Annotated in this window: 18 protein-coding genes and 1 riboswitch; of the genes, 6 read left to right on the top strand and 12 right to left on the bottom strand. The window is 39.7% G+C overall.

The features are described 5' to 3' along the window. The first annotated feature begins 1 nt into the window (after position 1). From AC4PL9_RS10450 to AC4PL9_RS10460, 3 genes are read left to right on the top strand one after another with little or no spacing between them, the layout of a single operon-like run. Positions 2–745: a rhomboid family intramembrane serine protease gene (locus tag AC4PL9_RS10450; protein ID WP_491604697.1), complete on the top strand. Its 744-nt coding sequence runs from the start codon at positions 2–4 to the stop codon at positions 743–745. Between the two features lie 10 nt (positions 746–755). Further along, on the top strand, positions 756–1,688 hold the full coding sequence (locus AC4PL9_RS10455; RefSeq protein WP_491604698.1) for a rhomboid family intramembrane serine protease: 933 nt from the start codon (positions 756–758) through the stop codon (positions 1,686–1,688). After that, positions 1,689–2,828 (top strand): endonuclease/exonuclease/phosphatase family protein, encoded by a 1,140-nt coding sequence (locus tag AC4PL9_RS10460; RefSeq protein WP_491604699.1) that lies wholly within the window; start codon positions 1,689–1,691, stop codon positions 2,826–2,828. Here the strand turns inward: AC4PL9_RS10460 and AC4PL9_RS10465 are convergent. The 5 genes from AC4PL9_RS10465 to AC4PL9_RS10485 all read right to left on the bottom strand — a co-directional run bounded on the left by AC4PL9_RS10465 (position 2,808) and on the right by AC4PL9_RS10485 (position 11,623). Beyond that, entirely contained in the window at positions 2,808–3,410 is a 603-nt protein-coding gene (locus AC4PL9_RS10465) for a hypothetical protein (RefSeq protein WP_491604700.1), read from the bottom strand. The two genes, AC4PL9_RS10460 and AC4PL9_RS10465, sit on opposite strands and share 21 nt — an antisense overlap. 5 nt (positions 3,411–3,415) lie before the next feature. Then, positions 3,416–4,201, bottom strand: a complete 786-nt coding sequence (gene map / locus AC4PL9_RS10470; RefSeq protein WP_491604701.1) for a type I methionyl aminopeptidase — start codon at positions 4,199–4,201, stop codon at positions 3,416–3,418. A 55-nt stretch (positions 4,202–4,256) separates the two neighbouring features. Then, positions 4,257–5,468 carry an ADP-forming succinate--CoA ligase subunit beta gene (gene sucC, locus AC4PL9_RS10475; RefSeq protein WP_491604702.1) on the bottom strand — a complete coding sequence of 404 codons (1,212 nt, stop codon included), beginning with the start codon at positions 5,466–5,468 and terminating at the stop codon, positions 4,257–4,259. A gap of 103 nt (positions 5,469–5,571) precedes the next feature. Continuing rightward, a complete protein-coding gene (locus AC4PL9_RS10480; RefSeq protein WP_491604703.1) occupies positions 5,572–7,032 on the bottom strand; it encodes an acetyl-CoA carboxylase biotin carboxylase subunit in 1,461 nt (486 codons plus the stop codon). Beyond that, positions 7,007–11,623 (bottom strand): translocation/assembly module TamB domain-containing protein, encoded by a 4,617-nt coding sequence (locus AC4PL9_RS10485; RefSeq protein WP_491604704.1) that lies wholly within the window; start codon positions 11,621–11,623, stop codon positions 7,007–7,009. The genes AC4PL9_RS10480 and AC4PL9_RS10485 overlap by 26 nt, the downstream gene beginning before the upstream one ends. Before the next feature lie 23 nt (positions 11,624–11,646). Between AC4PL9_RS10485 and tsaD the strand changes: the two genes are divergently transcribed. Genes tsaD through AC4PL9_RS10500 form a run of 3 tightly spaced genes read left to right on the top strand, consistent with a single transcriptional unit; the run spans position 11,647 to position 14,178 of the window. Continuing rightward, a complete protein-coding gene (gene tsaD / locus AC4PL9_RS10490; RefSeq protein WP_491604705.1) occupies positions 11,647–12,666 on the top strand; it encodes a tRNA (adenosine(37)-N6)-threonylcarbamoyltransferase complex transferase subunit TsaD in 1,020 nt (339 codons plus the stop codon). Then, complete coding sequence (locus AC4PL9_RS10495; RefSeq protein WP_491604706.1) at positions 12,647–13,684, top strand: cation diffusion facilitator family transporter; 1,038 nt, start codon at positions 12,647–12,649, stop codon at positions 13,682–13,684. Before tsaD ends, AC4PL9_RS10495 begins: the two co-directional genes overlap by 20 nt. Continuing rightward, on the top strand, positions 13,681–14,178 hold the full coding sequence (locus AC4PL9_RS10500) for a metallophosphoesterase family protein (protein ID WP_491604707.1): 498 nt from the start codon (positions 13,681–13,683) through the stop codon (positions 14,176–14,178). The genes AC4PL9_RS10495 and AC4PL9_RS10500 overlap by 4 nt, the downstream gene beginning before the upstream one ends. Before the next feature lie 8 nt (positions 14,179–14,186). Here AC4PL9_RS10500 and AC4PL9_RS10505 read toward each other — a convergent pair whose 3' ends face one another. The 7 genes from AC4PL9_RS10505 to AC4PL9_RS10535 form a co-directional block, all read right to left on the bottom strand. Continuing rightward, the gene (locus tag AC4PL9_RS10505; protein ID WP_491604708.1) at positions 14,187–15,266 is read right to left on the bottom strand and encodes an ABC transporter substrate-binding protein; all 1,080 of its coding nucleotides are present in this window, start codon (positions 15,264–15,266) and stop codon (positions 14,187–14,189) included. 27 nt (positions 15,267–15,293) lie between these two features. Then, on the bottom strand, positions 15,294–16,292 hold the full coding sequence (locus AC4PL9_RS10510; RefSeq protein WP_491604709.1) for a T9SS type A sorting domain-containing protein: 999 nt from the start codon (positions 16,290–16,292) through the stop codon (positions 15,294–15,296). A 9-nt stretch (positions 16,293–16,301) separates the two neighbouring features. After that, positions 16,302–17,390: a YncE family protein gene (locus AC4PL9_RS10515; RefSeq protein WP_491604710.1), complete on the bottom strand. Its 1,089-nt coding sequence runs from the start codon at positions 17,388–17,390 to the stop codon at positions 16,302–16,304. Continuing rightward, a complete protein-coding gene (locus AC4PL9_RS10520) occupies positions 17,377–19,437 on the bottom strand; it encodes a TonB-dependent receptor (RefSeq protein ID WP_491604711.1) in 2,061 nt (686 codons plus the stop codon). The genes AC4PL9_RS10515 and AC4PL9_RS10520 overlap by 14 nt, the downstream gene beginning before the upstream one ends. A 12-nt stretch (positions 19,438–19,449) precedes the next feature. Further along, on the bottom strand, positions 19,450–20,415 hold the full coding sequence (locus tag AC4PL9_RS10525; RefSeq protein WP_491604712.1) for a DUF4465 domain-containing protein: 966 nt from the start codon (positions 20,413–20,415) through the stop codon (positions 19,450–19,452). Between the two features lie 135 nt (positions 20,416–20,550). Further along, positions 20,551–20,742, bottom strand: a riboswitch (cobalamin riboswitch). A 54-nt stretch (positions 20,743–20,796) separates the two neighbouring features. Beyond that, positions 20,797–23,232 carry a PKD domain-containing protein gene (locus AC4PL9_RS10530; protein WP_491604713.1) on the bottom strand — a complete coding sequence of 812 codons (2,436 nt, stop codon included), beginning with the start codon at positions 23,230–23,232 and terminating at the stop codon, positions 20,797–20,799. A gap of 168 nt (positions 23,233–23,400) precedes the next feature. After that, the coding region (locus tag AC4PL9_RS10535; RefSeq protein ID WP_491604714.1) for a PKD domain-containing protein at positions 23,401–25,120 on the bottom strand (1,720 nt) is incomplete at its 5' end.

The raw sequence follows: 25,120 nt of genomic DNA on the forward strand, positions 1-25,120 counted from the left end.
TATGCTCCAGAATATTCCTCACATCACAAAAAACATCCTTATCATCAATGTATTGATGTTTCTGGCCACGATTCTATTTGAGAATCAAGTCAATCTTACACAAGAGTTAGGGGTACATACCTTCAACTCTCCTCTTTTTGAACCTTATCAAATTGTCACCTACTTTTTCATGCATGGTAATTTTATGCATATCTTTTTTAATATGTTCGCGTTGGTTGTATTTGGTTCTCAACTTGAACGTGTCTGGGGTCCCAAGCGTTATTTCATATTTTACATAATTACTGCCATTGCTGCCTACTTACTGTACGGAGGATTAGGAACATATGAGCTTTATCTTACCAAGCAGGAAATTTTGAATACGTTTCAAAATGCCCAAGAAACATTGCTAGATATTGATTTACAGATCATCGCTGATGCTAAAGCTGGTTTAATGCGAGAATATGTAAATCCTCTTTTAACGGATTATTATCGGTCTGCTGCGACACCAATGGTAGGAGCTTCCGGTGCTATATTCGGTTTATTAGTCGGTTTTGGAATGCTTTTCCCAAATACACAATTAATGCTGCTTTTCCCTCCTATTCCAATTCGTGCCAAGTATCTTGTAATCGGATATATGGCTATTGAATTATATCTGAGCTTTACCAATGGAGGAAGCTCTATTGCCCATTTGGCACATGTCGGAGGAGGTGTTGCCGGATTTATACTTATCAAAATCTGGCAAAGAAGCCGGAAAAACTTTTTCTAACGGAAAAACAATGACAGGTAATTTTTTAAACGATTTAAAATATCAGTTCAGGTACGGAGGTATTCACCTTCAGCTTTTGTTTATCAACGTTGGTTTGTTTCTGTTGATTAACCTCCTGTTTCTGCTGGATACGCTCTTTATGACTTCAGGGATATTCGGACGTATAGTGGATTTTTTATTTGTCCTTCCTCCAGATTTCACTTCGCTTTTATTCAAACCCTGGACTTTATTCACCTATATGTTTGCCCACATCGGGCTTCTGCATATTCTGGGCAATATGATTTTTCTCTATTTTGGAGGACAATTGTTCAGAAGTTTATTGGGAGAGCGACGTTTATTATACACCTACCTTGTCGGAGGAATTGTGGGAGCCATTGTTCAAATTGCAGCCAACGAATTCATCCCTTTCTTTATGCTTCGGGCATCAACAGGAATGATTGGTGCTTCTGCTGCTGTAATGGCTGTTTTTATTGCAGTGGCCTTTTATCGCCCTAATGCGAAAGTGCTTTTCTTCGGCATATTCCCCATATCTCTTATTGTACTTGCCTTCATATTTATGGCCCTTGATTTTATTAATCTGGCAAAAGATGACAATGTAGGTCACCTTGCCCACCTTGGAGGTGCTCTTCTCGGCTACTTATCAGTCCAAAACGTTCATTCTTCTTCTAATTTTCTTTCAAAAATTGAAATCTGGGGAGACCGCAAATGGATGCAAATCCGAAATCTGTTTAAGCGAAAGCCACGGATGAAAGTATACAAAAATACATCTAAAAGTAATCCCAAACCGGGAAACCCAAGAGTAAAAACAGACGAAGAATTCTTAGCTGAAAAGAAGGCAAACCAGGAACGTATTGATGTCATCTTGGACAAGATCTCTAAAAAAGGATACGAAAGCCTGACCAAAGAAGAAAAACAATTTCTGTTTAAACAAAGTAAGGAATAAATGAGTGCAAAAAAGTTCAATCTGTTTTCGTTGGACACGCTTGTTCTAATCTTGTGGATAGTCGCCACAACTGCACTTTTTATTAGTTACGCCAGCTCCTATGCTGATCCCCGAAGTTTCTCTTTTGTACCACTCTTTGGGTTGGCTTATCCCTTAATCATTTCAGCCAACCTGATTCTTTTCCTCTATTGGTTGCTCAGAAAAAGATGGAAACTAGTATTTACATCACTGGTATTTATCATCATTGGTTTTCCACTACATTCACGCTTCATTACATTTAGTAAATCTACCTCCTCCTCTGAATCTACAAACGCCTTACAGGTCATGAGTTATAATGTACGTTTATTTGATGTATACAACTGGCTTGAGCGAGGTACAGAAACACGTGATGATATTTATACTTATCTCGAAAACAACCCTGTAGATGTACTCTGTTTTCAGGAGTTCTATTATGAGGAAAATCCCGGTGACTACAATACGATCCAAACGATCAGAAAACGCACGGGCTTGTCCAATAAACATGGTCGTTATACTTCCGGATCTCACGGGAAAGCTCATTTCGGTGTCATCACTTTCAGCAGGTATCCAATTATCAATTCGGGGCACATCCTGCTCAATTCGGTAGCGAGTAATCACTGTATTTACACGGATATTCAAAAAGATTCTGTTATTTTCCGTGTATACAATCTACATATAGGCAGTATACAAATACAGGATGATGAATACGACCTTTTCTCCGAAAAACCAAACAATCTTAAACTCGATAAAACAGAACGAAGTAAACGTCTTGTAGGAAGATTACTCTCAGCCTATACAAAACGTGTTGAACAGGTGGAAGTGATACTTGAGCACAGTAGGCAATCCCCATACCCTGTGATTATATGCGGCGATTTTAATGACACACCTATCAGCTATACGTACAATAAATTTTACGGACGTTATACTGATGCCTTTCTGATTGCCGGAAATGGAATAGGAACGACGTACACAGGGAAAATTCCTGCCAATCGCATCGATTTTATCTTTTATGACACCAGCTTTCATGCTACTGATTTCAAAATTCAGGAAGAAATTTTATCGGACCACAGAGCCATACAATCGACCCTTGAGATACGGTCGTTAAATTCCAGTGGAGAGTAATTCAAAAAGATTCAGCAAACTCAATAAAAACCAAAGAGAATTAACTGTAAAGAAAGGTTGGGGAAGCTGTTCGTCTTCAAAAAAGAAATAGTTCATGAGCAGCGCCACTCCTCCAACCAAATACACGGTGATTTCAGGCGCAAGCACTGTCTCCAAAAACAGACTGACCACAAAAATAGTACTCACTAAAAAGAATACAATAAACCATGCTTTAGATCGTCTTAAATGGTACAATTGGACTAGTAAAGACAGAACTAGAAAAGAGACTCCGACAAGCCGGACAATATGATATATACGGCTATCAAACCAGGTACTCAACTCTTCGAAGTTGAGTAAAAACGCCATAAACCATTGATCGTTAAACAGATTGGTTGTTGCATACACGGCAAATGAGAGAAGTCCAACATTAACCTTTTTATTCTTTAAGAAACTTTTGATAAACAGCGAATCTGCAATCAAAAACAGAAGAGTTGCATTCAGTAGAAACGGAGCAATAAAAACTTCTGTCGTCAGGTACTGTGTAACACCAAACACAGCATACATTAACGCAACAGCTACTATTATCCTACTCTCAAATGACATTCATTTTAGTCTTCTGAGGAAATCCCCAATGCTTCGTAGATATAATCAAACGTAGATAGTATTACTGGTTTTCCATCAACCACAGCAACATCATGCTCAAAATGCGCAGAAGGACGACCATCCTGTGTAACAATCGTCCAATTGTCATCCAGTTGACTAACACGGTGTGTTCCCATATTTATCATCGGTTCAATAGCAATAGTCAGTCCATTCTGGATCTTTTTACCCCGTCCACGTCTTCCATAATTCGGAATCTGTGGATCTTCGTGCATCGTTTTACCAATTCCGTGCCCAACCAGCTCTCTGACTACACCGTAACCGTGTTTTTCTGCGTGCTGTTGAATTGCATAACCGATATCTTCGATTCGATTTCCAACTTTCGCTTCGGCAATCCCGAGATAAAGACACTCTTTTGTTACTTTAAGTAACATCTTTACCTCTGGCTTTACCTCTCCTACTTCAAATGTGTAGGCATGGTCTCCGTAATACCCATTTAATTTTGCTCCGCAATCAACGGAAACAATATCACCATCCTGAAGAGGTCTGTCCGTAGGTAATCCATGAACCACAGCTTCATTCACAGATGTCAATAGTGTTGAAGGGCAACCATACAACCCTTTAAACCCAGGAATAGCACCTTGAGAATGTATATACTCTTCGGCCATTTCGTCCAGCTTTTTCGGGGTTACTCCGGGCTTAATTTCTTTTGCTAACATACCCAATGTACGCGACACCACCTGGGCCGCCTGACGCATTAGTTCGATTTCCTCTTCAGTCTTGTAAATAATCATAATTCAATAAAAAAGGGCCGGTAAAACCGACCCTGCAAAAATACATAAAATAAACTTATGCCAGAACTTCTTTCACTTTGTCTGCCGCTTCCTGAAGCAAAACAGCTGAATGAACATTCAATCCTGAATCGTCTATTAATTTCTTCGCTTCTTCTGCATTTGTTCCCTGTAGACGAACGATGATCGGAACAGGAATTGATCCCATATTTTTATAGGCATCAACTACCCCTTGCGCTACACGATCACATCTAACAATTCCTCCGAAAATGTTGATCAAGATCGCTTTTACATTCGGATCCTTCAGAATAATACGGAATGCTTTTTCAACACGTTCTGCATTAGCTGTACCTCCAACGTCAAGAAAGTTTGCCGGGCTACCTCCTGAATACTTAATAATATCCATCGTTGCCATTGCAAGACCTGCTCCGTTAACCATACATCCTACGTTTCCGTCAAGCTTCACATAGTTAAGTCCGGCTTCTCCAGCTTCAACTTCTGTTTGATCTTCTTCTGTTTTATCACGCATTGCTGCATAATCAGGGTGTCTGAATAATGAATTTTCATCAAGCGTAACCTTTGCATCAACCGCGATAATTTTATTATCTGAAGTTTTCAACACCGGGTTAATTTCAAACATAGAAGCATCACAACCCACATACGCATTGTAAAGAGCGACAACAAATTTTGTCATTTCTTTAAACGCTTGTCCTGAAAGTCCAAGGTTGAAAGCAATACGACGCGCCTGGAATCCCTGAAGACCTACACGCGGATCGATTTCTTCCGTAAAGATAAGATGAGGTGTTTTTTCAGCAACAGCCTCAATATCCATTCCTCCTTCAGTGGAGTACATGATAATATTACGTCCGCGCTCACGGTTCATCAACACCGACATATAAATTTCTGACGGCTCTGATTCTCCCGGATAGTAAACATCCTGAGCGATCAATACTTTGTTTACTTTTTTACCTTCGGCAGATGTCTGCGCTGTTACAAGATGACCACCAAGGATGCCTTTTACTTTTTCCTCTACGTGCTCAAGGCCTTTCGCCAAAACCACCCCGTTTGATTGTGTTTCGGTAACAATACCTTTACCACGACCACCTGCGTGAATCTGTGCTTTTACTACATACCATGAAGTACCGGTTTCTTCAGTCAGTTTTTCAGCTGCAGCAACTGCTTCAGCAGCATTATCTACAACAATTCCTTCCTGAATCCCTACTCCAAAGCTCTTCAGAATTGATTTTCCTTGATATTCGTGTAAATTCATTATTTTATTTTTTGACGTGCTAAAAGTAGCGGTAATATTGCTAAAATTCAAAGAAAAGCGCTATCAATTTTCCACAAACTTTAAACACAATACTGAATTAATTTTAAATTAACTTTTCGGTTGCTGCTTTACTATCAGCCTGTTCCTTTAACTGTTCCCAGATTTTATCTGCGGCTGCTGAAAGTGCATTTTCTTCTTCTTTCTGAGCTTCATTCAAAACGGATGGATCCTGAAAATAAGTAGCTACAAAATTAGTATCAAAATTTCCGCTTCTGAATGCAGGATGTTTCATTACATATTTACCGAAATTCAATGTCGTTGTCACTCCACTGATCTGAAAATCTTCTATTGCTTCGATCATCTTCTCAATGGCTATACCCCTCGTTTCTCCCCAAACACATAACTTACCAATCATGGGATCATAGTAAATAGGTATGTCCATTCCTTCTGCGAAACCATGGTCATAACGTATATTGTCTCCAACTGGTGGTCGGTAACGTCTCAAATGACCTATATTAGGGAGAAAGTTATTAGCTGCATCTTCTGCATAGAGTCGAAGCTCAATAGAATGCCCATTAATTTGTAATTCATCCTGACGTAGCGGCAACTCCTTTCCATCTGCCACACGAATCTGCCACTCAACAAGGTCTTGCCCTGTTATCATTTCTGTTACAGGGTGCTCAACCTGCAAACGCGTATTCATCTCCAGAAAATAAAACTCCCTATTGGCATCCAGAAGAAATTCAACGGTTCCGGCACCTTCATAGTTACAGGCGCGAGCAACGTCACATGCTGCCTGTCCCATTTGCTGTCGTAATTCTTCAGTGAGTACGGAACTAGGCGCTTCCTCAACTACTTTTTGGTGTCTTCTCTGGATACTACACTCTCTTTCGAACAGATGTACAACATTTCCATGTTGGTCTGCAAAAACCTGAATTTCGATGTGCCTTGGAGAGGTAACAAATTTTTCAATAAAAACAGCATCATCGCCAAAAGAAGAACGGGCTTCGGATTGTGCAAGCGCCATTTTCTCGACAAACTCTTCAGAAGCATCTACCAGACGCATTCCCTTTCCGCCACCTCCGGCTGAAGCTTTTATCAATACCGGATACCCAATCCCATCTGCAATTTTACGTCCTTCTTCGGGATCTGAAATAGCATATTCTGTACCCGGCACCAACGGAACATTATAATTCATAACCGTTGCTTTCGCTTCCAGCTTACTCCCCATCAAGCGAATTGCGTCGGGCGAGGGGCCGATAAACTTTACACCTATTTGAGTTATACGTTCAGCAAAATCTGCATTCTCTGACAAGAAACCATATCCTGGATGCACACCGTCACAACCTGTTTCCCTGATTATTTCCAGCAATTTTTCCTGATTCAAATAACTTTCAGAAGAGGGTGCCGGTCCGACACAATACGCTTCATCTGCTTCAAAAACAAACGGAGCGTCACTATCCGCTTCGGAATAAACTGCTACAGACTGAATCTGGAGTCGTTTACATGTACGAATTATTCTTCTTGCTATTTCTCCTCTATTTGCTATCAGTATCTTCTTCATCTTCCTGTTTTCCTTTTTCTTTATTAAGATATTCCGCCGGAATCGGCACTTCCTGGTTTTTCTTCTGTCCTAAAAATCTACGTTTATCTATCGGTCTGAAAATATCTAATCCGTACTGTATTAATTTAAAATCTTCAATATTACGGAATGATTCCTGGTAATGCAAACCAACCCCCTGGGTGAATAACCCGAGGTTTTTGTTCTGAATAACACTGTACTGATTGGATTCATTGAAAACATTTACCCTGAATGTTCCGGATGTATTCAGTTTGTATTCCAAATTCACATCCCCGATAAAGTTATTAGCTGCACCTTCTTCCTGTCCGGCACGTACCTGGTTCACACCAAAACTTCCTGTAATAATCAACCGGTCATCCAAAAAGCCTTTGGAAACTCCAAATTCATAGGTACTTTCCTGCGTAAACTGGTCCGCATCCATTTTCACCCGCAACTTATAATCCTGCGAAACCTGATCCAGGATCGAGTTAATTTGATTTGATACAATCTCCAAAGCAGCATTATTAGCGGTCGTATTCTGCCCCTTGATCGGTTGGAATTTTCGGAACAATAATAATGAGAAAAACTGTCTGTTCAATTCATCTTCGTCTCCTCTGATTCGGTTAATAGTGGCTTTTCCGTATTCCGGTGCCTTTGGTGCTGCAATATCAAAAGTAATCAGTGGCTTTTCAAGCGATTCTTTCAAATCGAGGTAACAATAGATTTCATCCTTCACTCCGGTTCTCTCCACATCCATCATATCATTAACCACCTCTGAGATATTCGCGTTGACCAGATAATAGGTTCGCAAGTTCAAATTGGCATCATAAGGATCTCCTGTCCATTGAACTGTTCCTCCCTCTTCTATAAAGAAATTTTTCTTAATCGGCCCCATTGCAAAGTTGTATTCTCCACTCTTTACTCTGTACGTCCCTTCTATGGAAAGCTCGTTATACTCATCCAGCCGAATACTCATGGGACCTGAACCTGTTGCTGTTATCTCATCTCCCAGATTTTCATTGAAAATAATTTTCACCTGTGCATTATCCTGTACATCAAAGTTCAAGTCCAGCGATACCCCTGTAAAGTCAATCTGGTCTTTGATATCCATGTCTAAGGAGTCTCCTTTCTTGACAAAAGTTATAAAACCATCTTCCTGTATATCTCCCCGTCCATACATCGGGAAATTAATCCATGTACCACGTTCAGTTCTGGCGTTTACTGCGACTTCCAGGTTATTCAGGTAACCAAAAATGTTTGCTGTTCCCGTAACATAAGCTTTCCCGTAATAGGGTTCCCCTTCTTTATAGGCCGTGTTCAAAACCATAAACTTTTTGAGAGGCACTTCTTTCCAGGGTTCAAACGGATCTCTTTTCAATCCGTCAGTCTCCAGGTTTATTGACACATCAAAGTTCCAGTCTTTAAAATTCTCGTGAAAAATAGACCCTGTAAGACTTCCTGTATTCCCTTCCTCATCTGTAAGTGGAAGAGCAGGCATAAGAAATCCATATTCATCCGCGAGGACATCTCCCTGTACCTGATAATCTGTCCCTAATAATCCTACTTTAGCTCCGGCTCCTTTCAATTTCACTCTCCCATCCAATTCCGGCTCCTCTATTGTTCCTTTTACCGCCAATCTACCTGTCAATTTTCCCCGGATATTATCGACAACTTTCGGATCAAAGAATGCATTTACAAACGAAATATCCGTTTCATTGAACACAAGGTCTGCCCGCAAACTACTGTCTTTTCTGGCAATGTAATACTCTCCGTCAAAACCGACAGACTGTAAATCTTTATAAAACAGTGTACCCGAAAGATCAAATCGCTTTTGTTCATTATCGTAATTGGAATTCAGGTTGATATCGCCCACCTCGTTATTATCCAGAACTAAATCATCGATTCCCAGTTCTCCGAAAACTCCAACAGTATTGAATACGTCATTCACATACCCCCTACCATTAAGTAGTCCTTCCATATTTATCTTTCCTTCAAAAAGTGCATTGATATCTGATAACTGAAAATCATTTATGAAAAAATCAAGCTTGTCCTCAGGATTATCAGAAATACAGCCCCCAAACGAAACGTATTGAAAGTCATGTTCCAACGTCAGATTATCTACAATGATGTTATACGGAGCATAATGGATATAGGCTGAATCCTCAAATCGCCATAATTGGTTCTTCATGTAAAATTCACCTGACTCTATCAAAACAATAATATCATCCGGACTGGGAAGAGTCGTTTCCCATTGAATATTACCGTGTTTGGTAGAAGCTGTGTCCCCCCAGAACAAATCCGAATCCAATCGGTTGTTGGTTCCATTGGTTTCAAAATCAATGTGTGTGAAACTCAAACTATCATTAAACTTATACTCTGCAATATCATACTTGGCATAAATTGTCCCTTCTTTTACGTCATGAATCAGTGTAACATCTTTCACTTCCATCTCGTTGTAAGCGATTCTGTCTGCAAAGAAATTCAAATCAAAATAGTTTTCCGCTCCGTTATACTTCCCACTAATAAACGTATTTTCGGACAGTGAAAAGCCCGGAGTCAGAACATCGAAAATAGGTCTCGCTTCTTTGATCATAATCTGATAACCAAAATTATTCTCTACTTTCCTTACCTGTTCTTTTTTCTGTAAATTCAGGAATGAAGGGAAAATAGTTGCAAACTGGTTTCTAAATGATTGGAGAAAATCAGAAAACTGTAATTTACCTATTACCAAAGCATCCAGGACAGAAGAGTTAATTTGCAAAGTATCTGATCCCTGAGTTCTTTTTGTATTTACCACAAAATCGTCTATCTCGAATGATTTTCCTCCTTGTTTAAAGTTTACTTCCCGCAGAGATACATCTCCTTCAAAATCATCTAATCCGAAACCAATAATATCTACATCAAGAACTGCTGAAAAAGAAGAACTATCTTTAGAAACAAGGTTTAAATGATCCAATTCAGCCTTAGCAACGGTTACTTCAAAGTCCATGTGTTGATGTTTTCCGAACTCGATTGCTCCATCGTACGTTAATACAAGATTCTCATCCTTAACTTCTACTACACCATCAAATTTATTATTTTTTAATGAGCCTTCCTTTACCTCTACTCCTGTATATGCGTAATCTAAAAATTCAAATTTTCTGATCGTTCCCTGAATATCTGACAATTCAAACGTTTTATCCGAAAGTCCCTTTCCACTAAGGAAAAAATCACCTTCCAGTCTTCCAAAATCTTTCCTTCCTATAAATTTCCCCAAATCAAAAGAAACAATCCGCAAATCATACTCGCTGTATTCGGAATGATTGAAATAATATAGTTCTTCATCTTCATTATACGTAAACTGAATTCCGTACGGTAATTGTATTACCCCAACGTCTGCTCTTCCTTCATCCAACGAGACTGTAAAATCCTGAAGAGCTCCAAATAATCTAACGTCTTCCAACTCAACTTCTCCTAAACTCTTCAACTGATCTGTCAGCGACACGTATCTTGGCTCTCCGTCTTTGTCCGGTAATCTAAATGCCCGCATATCTGAAGTTGAGGTTCGGAAATATTCAATTTCTTCATCAAATATTTCATATTCCAGACTTCTGAAGTCCGGTAGTTTGATATCTCCACGCAAAATAGTCTCCTGCCCGGTCTCCAGATTCAGATGATCTATATTCAGGTTTTTGATTTTTTTGGTCACATCAGCTGAAATGTATACCTCCTGATCCATACCCCAAAGAGCAGGGGCAAAAAAAGCTACGTCTTTCATCGACACAACTGCTCCTTCTAGTTTTGCGTTAAAATCTACGCTATCTACAAAGTTTTTAAAATTGGAAAACGAGCCTGTCCGAAGCGTAAAATAGGGCAATTTTGCTCTTGTTTCACGTGTTTGAATCATTAGCTCATCAATATGTAAACTATCCGGAGACACATCTGCATATCCTGAAAAGTCAGTCAACTCAAATCCGGATGAAGACCGAACCGCCAAATGCACAATCTCTCCTATGAAATGCCCGTCCGGATTAGAAAAATTACGTACATGCAAATTAATATCTCTGAAATCCATGTGACTATAATCCATCCCCTTTTCAAGATAAGGCTTATAGGGTAAATCATAAACAAAGTGTATGTTTTTCAAAAACAGATCTCCAACATTCAGTAACAATGAATTCTTCTTCTTTTTTTTCGGTTTATCCGATTTAAAAAAGTCAACCAGGTACTGGTAATTAAACTTCTCGTTTTCTTCGTACCGGATCAGCTTGACAATACCATCTGTCAGGACTACGCTCTCAACATTAATTTCTTTGAATGAATAGTCTAACCGACCGAGGTCAACACGAATCGAACGAATATCCGCCAGTGTATCTCCTTTTGAATCTTCTGCATACACTCCATCCAGATAAACTCTGTCGTACCAAACAATATCTATTTTTTCGATACGCAATTCTTTCCCGGTCTTACCGGAGAGGTAAGCTGTCACTTTCTGCCCAAGGTAAGTCTGAAAAGCAGGAAAACGAATTGCGAACATAAATAGTATAATGAAAATTAGTAGCCATTCGGAAACTATTCCCAAAAAGCGTCCTGTTATTTTCATTAATTTTGTCATCACACACCAAAGTTAATCAAAAGTTGAGCGAAAAAAGTGTAATTATTCTGGCAATTGAATCATCTTGTGATGATACCTCTGCAGCTGTAATCAAAAATAAGACCATTTTATCAAATATTGTAGCCGGACAATCGGTTCATGAACAATATGGAGGTGTTGTTCCCGAATTGGCATCCCGCGCTCATCAACAGAACATTGTCCCGGTAGTTGATACGGCATTGAAAAAAGCAGGGATTTCTCCGGATGAGATTCATGCGATTGCATTTACCAGAGGACCGGGACTTCTGGGGTCGCTACTTGTCGGAACCTCTTTTGCCAAGTCGATGGCTTTAGGATTACAAATCCCACTGGTTGAAGTCAATCACATGCATGGACATGTTCTGGCTCATTTTATTGAAGACGGGACTCCTTCTCCTGCATTTCCTTTTTTATGCCTGACAGTATCGGGAGGACATACACAAATTGTTCACGTAACTTCTCCAACTGAGATGAAGATCATTGGTGAAACAATTGATGATGCGGCAGGAGAAGCCTTTGACAAAACAGCTAAGATTCTCAACTTACCCTATCCGGGTGGCCCGTTGATTGACAAATATGCGCAAATGGGAAACCCCAAAGCATTCACGTTTTCCAAACCACGCATTGATGGTTATAATTTTAGTTTCAGTGGTTTAAAAACAAGCATTCTATATACGATTCAAAAGCTGGAAAAGGAACACCCGAATATCCGAACAGAGGCTCTCCATGATATTTGTGCTTCTGTTCAACATACCATTGTCGAAATTCTATTTGACAAACTTACGAAAGCAGCCACGGAGCTTGGTATAAAGGAGGTGGCCATTGCCGGAGGTGTTTCGGCTAATAGTTTGTTAAGAAGTGAACTGGAGCGTATAGGAAAAACGAAAGGATGGAACACCTATATACCTAGATTTGAATACTGTACAGACAATGCCGCTATGATTGGAATTGCCGGGTATTATGAGTACCTTCAGGGACACTTTGCAGATCAATCAGTAGCCCCGCTTGCAAGACTGGCTTTTTGATTACATGAAAGAAACGACTATAAATAGTGACTCGCGTTCAAATTTCCACTTTCAGATTTTCATACTGATAGTCGGTATTTCATTATTGATTATTAAGACAATCGCGTGGTGGATCACGGATTCCGTTGCTATTTTTTCGGATGCCTTGGAAAGTATCGTCAATGTAATTGCAGCCATTATCACGTTGTATACGCTTTACCTGACTTCTCTTCCCCGTGATGCCAATCATCCCTATGGACATGGAAAGGCAGAATTTATTTCATCAGCTATCGAAGGAACGCTTATTTCCATTGCTGCATTACTGATTGGAGGGAAAGCTATTTACAATCTCTTTGAACCAACAGAAATACAACATATAGATACCGGTTTAGCCTTAATTGTTTTGTCAGGTCTGGTGAATTTCATTGCCGGTTATATGAGTATTAAAAAGGGAGAAAAAACACGATCCATAGCTTTAATCGCAGGCGGAAAACACCTCATCGTTGACACCTATTCCACCATTGGAATTGTAGGTGCTTTAATAGCTATCCGTTTACTGGGATGGCTTTGGATTGACCCACTTATTTCTTTAGTTATTGCCTTTATAATTGGAAGAACAGGATATAAAATTATTCGAAAATCACTGGCAGGAATGATGGATGAAGCAGACCGTGAATTGTTGCAGGAAATTGTTGATCATATTTGCTCTAACCGTAAGACAGACTGGATTGATATTCATAATCTCCGTATTATAAAATATGGCTCAGTACTTCATGTAGATTGCCATCTTACTGTTCCTTATTATTACGATGTAGAAAGAGGGCATGACCTTGTCGACGAACTGGAAGATAGTACACGGACAAAATTTGGTGAATCGGTAGAGCTTTTTGTTCATGTCGACCCCTGCAAAGCACATTCATGTCCTCTTTGTGCTATAGAAGACTGCCCTGTGCGACAAGCTCCGTTTGTAAAAAGAATAAACTGGAACGTAGAGAATATATCTAAGAATAAACAACATACACTGGAAAGTACACAATGAAACGAATCGGTGTTTTATCGGATACGCATAGCTACCTTGACCCCAAAATTTTCACACACTTCAAGGATGTTGATGAAATCTGGCATGCAGGTGACATCGGAGATATCAACGTGTTAGATGAGTTAAGAGCCTTTAAACCGACACGCGCTGTATTTGGAAATATCGACAATCATGTTATCCGGTCAGAAGCTCCAGAATTTTCAATTTTCAATTGTGAGAATAAAAAAATCCTGATTACTCATATCGCCGGAAAACCCGGCAAGTATTCAAAACCTCTTTACGAAAAACTACAAACAGAACGTCCTGACGTAGTCGTTTGTGGTCATTCACATATTCTCCTCGTTCAATATGACAACTACTCTAATCTTTTGTGGATAAATCCGGGAGCTTGTGGAATAAAAGGATTTCATTCTGTCCGAACCTTAATCCGATTTACTATCGATGGTGATAAAATAGAGAATTTTGAAGTGATTGAGTTGGGAAAACGGATCTAAAACAACTTCTATTTCAGAATATGAAAATAGGTGTTTTCATGCGTTGCTTCCTTTTTACCCAGACACACTAACAAATCCTCCAACATGACATGTGGCTCTATGACTCCCTTCGAAAAGTAGTCATTCTCCGCTGTATTGCAGAAAATCACTTTATCTTCCCGGACAGAACGAAACGAAGCATACACTTTATTTTCTTCCAGTAATTTTTCCATTGTATACCCGGGTTCCCTTTCACTGATAATCACCCAATATTCCGCTTCCGCCAAAACAGAATATCCTTCCTCCATTGAAAGAACTACATTTCCGTCCTCCTTTCTGTCCGAAAAAACATACTCAAGTCCTGCATCTTTCATCAGGTTAGCAGTAATTGAATTTCCCGACGGCATATTCCAATGTTCACCAAAGGGAAGGTTTAATGCAACAGAAGCTGTTATTTCATTTTGCTGATTTTCCAGATAATCAGTTTCAATCTCTTCAAAAATAGTTTCTGCTTTTTCACTTCCGGTCAAAACCCCAAAAAACTTCAGCCATTCTGCTCTTGCCAACGGTGTAGACTCAAGGTACTCGGTTATTAATACCGTTTTTATCCCCAGTCGATGGAACCGTTCCACGTCTTTTTGTTCAAAAGGATATAAAAACAGAACATCCGGACCTAACCCCGCTATCCTCTCCATATTAAACCCATTATCTGAGCAAATTTCCTCGAGATGTTCTGCTTTATTTTTTTGTTTATGGCTCAGGTATTTCTTTCCACAAATACCTGATAATTCTTTCACCTTTCCTAATCTTTCAAAAAAAGCAAAGTAAGTTGTTGACTGAATAGCCGCGCGCTCAAATGTATAGACAGGTAAGGTTTGATCAGAATGTTTCAAATAACCGGAATCGGCAATTTTACCATCAACCGGATATAGAATATGAAACAACACTGTACTATCTGTTTCTTCAAAGCGAAATCCTTTTGCATGATGAATTTCAGGAAGCTCAATTCCGGTTCCCTTATCAGTGACACGTTCTTCATTGTTGTGCCGAATACAAGCGAAAAAAAGTCCCGAAATCAAAAAAAACAATATGCTACCTGTCCTCATCATACTCCTATTTTTCCTATCTACGTTTTATTACTGCTTAATTAACTTAACTATTTTTCGAAAATCTACTCCTTCTACTTCTAGCAAGTACAAACCTGCTTCTCCATCTATGGTTGTAGAAAATACATTAGCTGAAGAAACTGTTTCCTCAACCATTACTTTTCCACTCAAATCTACTAATCGAATCATCGTTACAGAAGTATTATTCTCCCAGGTTACAACGACCTTTTCAGTAACCGGATTTGGATAAACTGCAATAACAACAGTAGTCTCTTCTTCCATTCCTGCTCCCAATGACTCATGAATAACCCCTACTGCATCCAAATCAAAACCTCCCGAGTTAAACGGTGTCGGAAAAGGATCATTTACGGGATTCCCATGACTGTCATACGTGGCATATTGAGGGTCTATAGCTCCAACAACATCAACAATACGGACGTGAGTAATATTCTCAAGATCAATTCCTGTAGAGTCTATCAGATCATTTAAATCAAATGGCGTACCATACCCTTGCTTATATTTACCTGCCAGATTATGTATTTTTGTAGCATCTGTACTTCCAAACCCACCCACTTGTGTGTCTGTTTGTGTAAGTGATACAGCCGGGAAGCGAACAAAACGCTCTCCGTCCGAACTAACCTCTACAAAAGCCAGCTCTAAGAAAGTTTCAGAGAATGAGTTTTCAAAGATGCAGAAATCATGACCTTCCCCATTACGAATCGGGTTCTCAAATGTTAACGTCGCAGTTCCTCCATCCCCTAATGAGACAATATTGGATGAGTTACCTTCTGCAGCACCCAGAGCCTCTTCCGCAGTCCCAAACGAAGCATAGCTATTCCCCTCATATTCTACCGAAGGATCTGCTATATTGATTAATCCCCGCTCTATCTCAGCACCTGTAGCCCAGGCAATAATTACTGATGAATCTTTATGTATAGCTGTCGTACCGACCTGTCCGGCTGGCGGTGCATACTGCGCCGAAATTGAAGAAAGAGAAAAAAGAAAAATTCCTGTAATTACTTGTTTCATTTGTTTAATTTATTGTTGTGGAATATATATGGTTTTATTCGGGTTTAAGCCACTTGTGTATTCAAACAGCAAATTCCCTTCTAAATCAATTATAACGACCTTCCCTTGGTGAATGTATTGTTTGGCATCATTTAGTACCAAGACACCCTGCCCAGCAATCTGCATATAACGAATACCATAGAGTGTCTGAATCGACAAGTTTTCTATAATATCATCCTGTTCTACAGCCAGCGTCTGGGGATGTATAACCATGAGCTTTGACGTACCCAGAGAGCTGTTATATTGTGCCAGGTACAGCTTTCCGGCAGCAAATGTCATTGCTGCTCCCGTACCCAGTTCAACCTCTGCTTCGACTTCAAGCGTTTGTAAATTAAGTCGGACAAGACGTGCTGGTATCATAGCATAATCACCTCTCGTCATAACAAACAAATTTCCGCTATGATCCTCTGTAATACTTCCCGGGTTCCGACCTACTTTAACTCTGGCTACTTCATTCAGTTCGGGTAATTGAAATACACTAATCGTACTATCCCCGGTTGATGTCAGCCCCCCAGAATTTGCAACAATCAAACGATCTCCCGAACAATGAACGGCATCCGGGTTTGTTCCCGCCTGAGCAACCTGTTGAATAGAAATTGTAGTCGTATCAATTTTGAAAATTGATCCGTCAAATGCCGAAATATAAGCATGATCCTGATAAAAAGTTATGTGACGGGGGGAGCTACCCGAGTTATTATTGCTCAATGTCAATCGTGCAATTAATTCCCCGCTGCTTTTATTCAAAACATGTAAGGTATGTGAGTTATTAACTACTACATAGATTTTATTCCCGTAAAGTGCCAGATCATTCCCTGTATCACCAAGCCCCATTCCTGTTTTCTGTTCAAATACATTGTGATAGACTTTTTTACTATATAGGTCATACCAGGTAAGTGTCGAGTTGTTTTGTTGAAATAGTCCTTCATTTATTGTAAGGAGTCCATTTTCCAGTGATTCCGGGATATCAGAAGGTGTATCCGTTGGTTTTTTACAGGAAATTACTAACAAAAGGACTAGTATGCCTATCAATCCTCCACGAAATATTCTATGACTTTCCATTCCACCCCATTTTAAGTCCTATTTCATAATTTCTTCCCGGCATAGGAAAACTTCTCATAACCTGGTATTGTCTATCAAACAGGTTATTCACTTTACCATAAATCCGAAGTCGGACTCTTTTCATCTTAATCTCTCCTGATAAACGAATACTATGTAACCAGTATTCATCTAAAACATTGGCAGCAATATTCTCTCCTAAAACAAAACGGAAATCATAATACCCGACTTCATAAGATAACTGAAGAAACTTCCAGTCTGCCACCAGTTCTCCTGAATAATTCCAATACGGTGTATAAGGAATTTGATGACCGTATGTCGCTGTATTTTTATCTGTAATATCACGGGATACGTTCAGTGATGTTTTCTGAATCAATTGTGCTCCGAAACGATCATTCCGGCTTCTTTTACTAACAGATATTGACGCATCAAATCCGTAACTAATTACCTGACCAATGTTCCGAACAGACCATACAAATAAATTTTGCGTTGGAATGGTAACAATCTTATCCGAGATTTGTCCTATAAAACCATCCGCAACGATTTCTGCAGAGAACCCTCTGTTTATTCCTGACTGCCAACTCATTCCTAAATTAAACATTCTACTTTTTTCAGGTCTGAGGTTTGTATTTCCTATTTGGCCGAAAAACAGCTCATTAAAATTCGCAACACGTGCCGATTGTCCCAAAGATAACCGGTAAGCCAGAATACTCTTCTTTACAACCATTCGATAGTTTACCCCTAAAGAAGGTGTAAAAACAGGTGTATTACGCCAATTACTATCAATATGATTTCTTTCGGTCAATACCTGAATAGGAAGGTCTACTCTAAATACCCATTTTCCGGGTTTCCATCTCATCCCGGCTGAGATCAGGCTTCGATGACGGCGGGGTTGTTTTACCGCATCTGTATTTCCATCCAGTGCTCCATAGATATACTGTACCCCCCAATTAACCGAACTATTTTTACTTAAATCAAGACCTGCACTGTGACTTACATCCAATGTTTTTTCCTCATACCTTTCTCTTGATTCTCCGCCCAGTGCAAACGGATTCCTGTAATCCGTAGATTGTAGTCCATAATTGACATAATTCTGCGACTTTATACGTTTTCGAATCAGCTGGTATTTTATATTCCCTGCTAGATTAGAGGTAAGTAAAGTCTGAAAATTCTCCGGCTGATAAAATACAATTGCTCCAGGTAATACCTTATCACTTCTGTAATACTGAACTCCTGCCTGAAGCAACTGTCCCGGTTTAAACGCAATACCTCCTCCCAGGCGAATCTGTCCTTCCTGAATTGAGTTATTATTCCGGGTATCTTCTATTGTTGTCAGTCCGTTCTCGTAGGAAAACGGATAATTTCCGCCAACGAACATTCCATATCCGTTAGCAGACACAAAATATTTCTTTCCTGAAAAACTGGTATTTACGGACCACTTATGCCTGTTAAAAGAACCATACAGTCCACTTACTTCTACCTTACTTCGATTCGGGATAAACATATAATCTGTTGTAAACACCTGCATGATACCACTATGGGTTTTAGCCAGTACAGGGATTCCCCATTCGTCTATTCCCCCCATAGAAAACTTAACTGCTTCTATAAAATCAGCCTGAATATTACCAAGATTTGTGCTCCCATTCTGGTGGAACATAGCCGGCATTCCATTTGTAAGGACAAGGAAATGCTGTGACCCCAACCCTCTTGCATTCATAGTCTTTAATCCTCCCACTCCACCATAGGAACGTAAAAATACTCCGGGAAAAGCCCGTGTTATCTCACCGAGATCATCCGGTTTTTTGCGTTCAATTTCTTCACGTGTCACCAAAGCTCCGGAGACTGTCGATTGTAGTTGAGGAACGGTTAGTATCGAATCTTTATGCAAAATTTCTACCTCATGAAATACTTTTCCATTCAAGGTATCAGGTTGAGCAAACAAAGATTCCGATGAGAACAATAGGGTAAAAATAAAATATCCCCAAAGCAGATAACTAGAAGAACTATTCATTTGCTTCACAATATTAACCACTTTGGGGATATCAATCATATTACAAAAGGACTACTGTACTACGATTCTTTTAACTGTGTTATCCATTTGGAATACATAGATTCCGGAGTCTAACCCCGAAACATCTACTTTCATTCCGGACACAACAGTTTCAAACTTATAAATTACTTGTCCTGATAAAGTAAGTAACTGCGCTCCTGAAGGAACTTCAGACTCTGTTACTACTGTAAAAGATGTTGTAGCCGGATTTGGGAAGATAGATAATTCAGCTATTTCATTTCCTGATATATTTGCAGAATTAACTACCTCATACTCGATGTTATCCAAAGCAAAATATGCCGGAGTATTCATTCCATATTCTCCAACATCCGTCGATTGCATTTTAAATGTTAGCTTAGAGACTATTCCCAAAGAAGACAAATCTATTTGTTCCCATGTATCAACAATATAATCCTCTGCGTCATTCTCAAAACGGTAATCAGCCAAGTAAAAGATTACGGAATCCGTCATCTCATTAGCAGTATTCCATCCATATACGATCAGGCGTAACCAATCTTCACCGTTTGTTCCATCCGCATCTCCATCGACATTTGTAGGAGAACCAAATTGTTTTGCAACTCCATATCCATCCCGCATTGCCAGAGCAGTGTACGTCGTATTGGTTACAGAAATAGTTGAAACTTCTGAAGGTTCATCAAATGTAATAACACCATCACTATACCACACAGCATAATTTACAGACGCATCTCCGGATCCTGTAAAAGCACTATATTGATTAAGGTAACCCGCTGTTGTGATATCTGTATCTTTTGAATATGCAAACCCTGACCATGATGACCAATCAGGTGTATACGAATTTGAAAAGGTCAATTGCTGACTTTGAAACATTCCCGAACCATCTGATCCATTCCAGAAATTCTGACCCGATTCAAAAGTCAACTCTTCAAAATCAACTGTTTGTTGACCGTAAAGAATACCGGCAGACAAAGCCATTACAGAAAGTACTAATTTTTTCATAAGCATAAATTTTAGTCTGTGATTCCTCTTTTTTATCACATTCAATTCAACATATGCTCACAGGGAAAACAAAAACTTGAATACCGGATATGCGCACTATCCGTTTCCAAATTTTCAGCTTTTATCCTGAAAGCGAAAACTTAATGACCCATGGCAGGTATTCTGACTTGTCTCCGGTTTAACTCACCTTCCCATCCCTCAGGGAGAGAGACAGTGGTAATTCAAGCTAACCTCTTTTGAGACTTACAGCTGCAGGAACAGTTCCGGAATTTCACCGGATTCCCTTTTTATCCCGATTAAACGAGAACCATAAATCGCGTCAAAGATAAAAAAAAGGAGTAACCTACATTACTCCTTTTCAAAATATTAATGCCTTCGGTATTAACGGATCAATATGACATGTCCCATTACTTCCTGATGTTTATCTACTCCATCTATTTTATAAGTAATCTTCCAAAGATAAGTCCCATCCTGAACGATATTTCCTCCATAGGTTCCATCCCACCCAACTTCCGCATTATTGGATTCAAAGAGTATCTCTCCCCATCTGTTAAAGATCAACATCTTATAATTATACGGATCAAAACCTGAGGTAAACACCGGTTGAAATACCGGGTTGTGCTCATCCTGATCCGGAGTAAACGAGTTAGGTACGTAAAAAATTAAATCTGTACCTACAACGATCAACTGGTTAACAGAGTCTACACATCCTGCATCTGTATAAGCCGTCAATGTTATCGTATAGGACTCCGGGTATCCCGAATAGGTGTGTGATGGTGAAAATTCTCCTGAAAGAGGAGATCCATCGCCAAAGTTCCATTCATACGATGTCGCTCCGGAAGATTGATTTGTCAATGTTATAAATGGATCCGAAGTTGTTATTTCGGTAGGATATGATGAAAAATCAGCTACAGGATCTGCCTCAACACAGATATACGAACTAGTTCTGGTAGTACCCGAACAACCTTCTGCTGTTGTCAGTGTAAGACTAACATCAAAACACCCAGAGGCATCATATGTAGTAGAGGCACTACCACAAACAGAAGAAGTACTTCCGTTTCCAAAATCCCAGAAACAAGATTGGTATGAACCTTGTGTTGTATCAGTAAAACTCACTTCTAACGGGATACATCCATACATTAGGTTCGCAACAAAACCCGGTGTAGGCATTTGTACGACTGTTATATCCATATCATCAGTTGCTGAACAACCTTCCGTTGTAGTACCGGTTACAGTATAAGTCCCTGAATTAGCAGGATAGAAAGGTACTCCATCAGACACTGCGTTATCCCAGGTATATGTATCAGCCCCTGCCCCAGTCAACACTACGGATTCCCCACCACATATTGTTATATCAGCTCCTGCGTTAACAGTAGGAATTGTACCAATAGTAACTTGTGTTGTTGCCGTTGCAAAACAATTTGGGTCCGGAGTTTGATAAGTAACCGTATAAACTCCGGGTTGAGACATCGCTAAATCAATCTCTCCCGTAGTATTATCAATCATTAAACCGGCTCCCGAAGAATACATTCCCCCGGGTGTACCTGTCAAAGAAGGAACCGGATTAACTGATCCCGACTGACAATACACAGGATCATTATAGCTAATATTCGCATACTCAATTAAACCTCCTAGTAACGTAACAGGAACCGTAAATTCGCAATTTGGTTCCCCGGAAAAGAACAGTCGAAAACTGCAGGATCTATCAGTCACAGCTGCCGGAGGCCCCGTAAAACTATAAGGAATTTGTCCCGATTGAAATGGATAGCTATCAATGATTTCCTGGTTTCCATCACAATCTTCTATAATCAGATCACCAAGTGCGGGAGGATTGTCAAATTCAATCTGCCCATCGACCAACCAATTTGTAGCACAATTCGGTAGGTTTATATTCGATGTGAAATCCACTATAGAACACAAGGGGGCACAAGGAGCTGCATTCGTATAATTCACTGACAGCTCACAGTCTCCATCATCTGAAAAGTAAACCCTTACCGAACAATTTTGCCCATCAGCTGTAATATCCGGTATTGTAAAATTATGATTTCCCGGAGAGAAAGGAGCGTTGGCGATCACAACCTGATTTCCATTACAATCCTCCGCCAGTAAACTGCCAGTTTCCGGTGGATCAGCAACATCAAATGTACCGGAAAGATCAAATTCCCCTGTAGATGGATCACACGCACCAACAGTTACTGACAAATTAGTGATTTCACATGGCTCAACAACGCTACAATCTGTCGTAGCTGTACTGGATGGTGAATTTGAAAACACAATATCTGTTGATTGATTGGAATAATTTGTAATCAATAATACGTACACATCCCCAGGTTGAGCATTTGAAATGTTCGCTTCTTCATTTTCAGAATCAGAATAGCTACAGTCTACTATTCCATTCCAACCGGCTCCCGAACCTGCTGTCCCCATATTGCCACAATTCCCCATAGCATCATTCAGATCATTAAAGGGTCCGTACAATATAAAATCAATGTCCACATTTGCCGAATTCGACATTTCAATATCAAGATTTCCCCCCTGACCTATTTCCAGATAATACCAGGCAGGATTGGGTTGAGATCCTAAACACCCATAACTATTTCCCGATTCAGCATCACCTGTATTGACTCCTGCAGGAAATGTATACGTACTTCCGGTGCAAAATCCTTCTGCCTCGGCACAACTAGCTCCCTGTCCTAAGGCAATTTGATTTACCAGAACAAAAGAAAGTGTAATTAAAAATACTTGTAAAAAGCCTCTTTTTTGTTTGGAAAACACGCGATATTGTCCAAATACATTAACATTAGATAGTAGCATCATCTTCTCTCGTAATAGTAATAGTTCGTATTAACACTTTATATAAAAAGTGTTACCCTAAAATTACGGATACTTTAAGGTTTACACAAAATTCACACTCATTATTTTTTATTTTTAACAAAATACAGCTACTCTTCTTTATTCTGATAAAGAGTATCCTAGCAACGATTGTTAACGTATTAATGTGACATGTCCTGAGATTACATGCCGCTTATCGATATCTTTTACTTTATAGGTAATTTTCCAAACGTACGTTCCATCTTCTACAATTTTCCCTCCATATGTTCCATCCCAACCAAATTCAGCATCATTTGATTCAAACAGTACTTCTCCCCAACGATTGAAGATTAACAGATTATAGTTATAGGGATCATACCCTTGCGAAAACACCGGCTTAAACACTTCGTTAAACTCATCATTATCAGGAGTAAAAGTATTGGGCACGTAATATAAAATAACCTCGTTAACGACTACCAATTGACTTATAGTATCCGCACATCCATCTTCCGAATAAGCAATCAATGTTACCAGATAATCCCCTCCATAATTAGTAGGAAACTCATGCGTTGGTGAAATTTCAGTTGAAGTTGGAGATTCATCTCCGAAATCCCATAAATAAGAAACAGCTCCGGAAGACTCATTTATCATTTCAGACTCCCAATCTAACGTCGTGAGAACATTAGGGGTTGGAGTAAAGTCAGCTGTTGGATTCGGATAGGAGCAGATGTAATCATTTTTTGTTATTTCATTCGCACACCCTTCCGCTGTTGCCACTGAATATGAAACGGTATAGCATCCCTGAGCAGAATAAGTATGGCTAATGTCTCCACATTGAGTTGAAGTTGATCCATCACCAAAATTCCATAGACATGATGCAATAGCTCCTGTTGTATTTGCTGTATAGGTAACATGAATAGGAATACATCCATCAAGAGTGTCTGCTATAAAATCTACCTGAGGGGTAGCAACCCAATTCAAATAAACATCATCCGTATTCTGACAACCATTCTGATCCGTACCGATAACCGTGTACGTACCTGATCTGTCCGGCACAAATGATTCTCCATCGATAATACCATTATCCCATTCATAACTATCAGCTCCACTCCCTGTAAGAACAACTGTTTCCCCTTCACAAACGGAGATATCATTCCCTGCCCATACAGCTGGATTACTATTTACAGTAACTAACACATCATCACTTGCCTGACATCCGTTAGGACTCGTATAAGTAATAGTATAAGTAGTCGTTTGGGAAGGCACAAAAGCAACACCATCCTGAACACCATTATCCCAGGCGTATCCAGGATTTGTTGATGCGGACAAAGTAACACTTTCGCCATCACAAACTACCTGATCAGGTCCTGCATCAGGCACTTCAACTTGATCTATAAAAATAGTAACTGAATCCGTAGCAAAACAACCAATAGCGTCTACACCTGTAACAGCATATGTAATCGTTGTTGTACCAACTGCTATTTCCACTCCATCCGTTAAGCCCTGATCCCAGGTATAAGACACTCCCCCTTGTCCTTGTGGCGTAAACGGATCACCGGGACACAAGTTTTGATCCGGTCCTGCTGATACAACAGGGGCAGGAGATACAGTTACAGGATGAGTTGCTGTAGCAGAACAACCTGCATCTGATGTAACTGTCAAGGTTACATTTAAATTACCTGAAGCACCATAAGTATGTACAGGATCTTCATAAGTACCTTCGGTATCTGTTTCATTCGTTATCGGTCCATTTGCCGATTGCGTGACGACCCCATCTCCAAAATCCCATTGCCAGAATTCTATATTCCCACTACTAACCGTAGAGTTATCAGTAAAACTTATATCATCATTTTCACAAACGGTAGATGGAGCCATCGTAAAATCAGCTACAGGA

This window comes from Wandonia sp., assembly GCF_984588085.1.

What these genes read in the sequence shown, in the direction of transcription:
- AC4PL9_RS10450 (WP_491604697.1), top strand. Translation starts at nt 2, where the DNA reads ATGCTCCAGAATATTCCTCACATCACAAAAAACATCCTTATCATCAAT.
- AC4PL9_RS10455 (WP_491604698.1), top strand. Translation starts at nt 756, where the DNA reads ATGACAGGTAATTTTTTAAACGATTTAAAATATCAGTTCAGGTACGGA.
- AC4PL9_RS10460 (WP_491604699.1), top strand. Translation starts at nt 1,689, where the DNA reads ATGAGTGCAAAAAAGTTCAATCTGTTTTCGTTGGACACGCTTGTTCTA.
- AC4PL9_RS10465 (WP_491604700.1), bottom strand. Translation starts at nt 3,410, where the DNA reads ATGTCATTTGAGAGTAGGATAATAGTAGCTGTTGCGTTAATGTATGCT.
- map (WP_491604701.1), bottom strand. Translation starts at nt 4,201, where the DNA reads ATGATTATTTACAAGACTGAAGAGGAAATCGAACTAATGCGTCAGGCG.
- sucC (WP_491604702.1), bottom strand. Translation starts at nt 5,468, where the DNA reads ATGAATTTACACGAATATCAAGGAAAATCAATTCTGAAGAGCTTTGGA.
- AC4PL9_RS10480 (WP_491604703.1), bottom strand. Translation starts at nt 7,032, where the DNA reads ATGAAGAAGATACTGATAGCAAATAGAGGAGAAATAGCAAGAAGAATA.
- AC4PL9_RS10485 (WP_491604704.1), bottom strand. Translation starts at nt 11,623, where the DNA reads ATGACAAAATTAATGAAAATAACAGGACGCTTTTTGGGAATAGTTTCC.
- AC4PL9_RS10500 (WP_491604707.1), top strand. Translation starts at nt 13,681, where the DNA reads ATGAAACGAATCGGTGTTTTATCGGATACGCATAGCTACCTTGACCCC.
- AC4PL9_RS10505 (WP_491604708.1), bottom strand. Translation starts at nt 15,266, where the DNA reads ATGATGAGGACAGGTAGCATATTGTTTTTTTTGATTTCGGGACTTTTT.
- AC4PL9_RS10510 (WP_491604709.1), bottom strand. Translation starts at nt 16,292, where the DNA reads ATGAAACAAGTAATTACAGGAATTTTTCTTTTTTCTCTTTCTTCAATT.
- AC4PL9_RS10515 (WP_491604710.1), bottom strand. Translation starts at nt 17,390, where the DNA reads ATGGAAAGTCATAGAATATTTCGTGGAGGATTGATAGGCATACTAGTC.
- AC4PL9_RS10520 (WP_491604711.1), bottom strand. Translation starts at nt 19,437, where the DNA reads ATGATTGATATCCCCAAAGTGGTTAATATTGTGAAGCAAATGAATAGT.
- AC4PL9_RS10525 (WP_491604712.1), bottom strand. Translation starts at nt 20,415, where the DNA reads ATGAAAAAATTAGTACTTTCTGTAATGGCTTTGTCTGCCGGTATTCTT.
- AC4PL9_RS10530 (WP_491604713.1), bottom strand. Translation starts at nt 23,232, where the DNA reads ATGATGCTACTATCTAATGTTAATGTATTTGGACAATATCGCGTGTTT.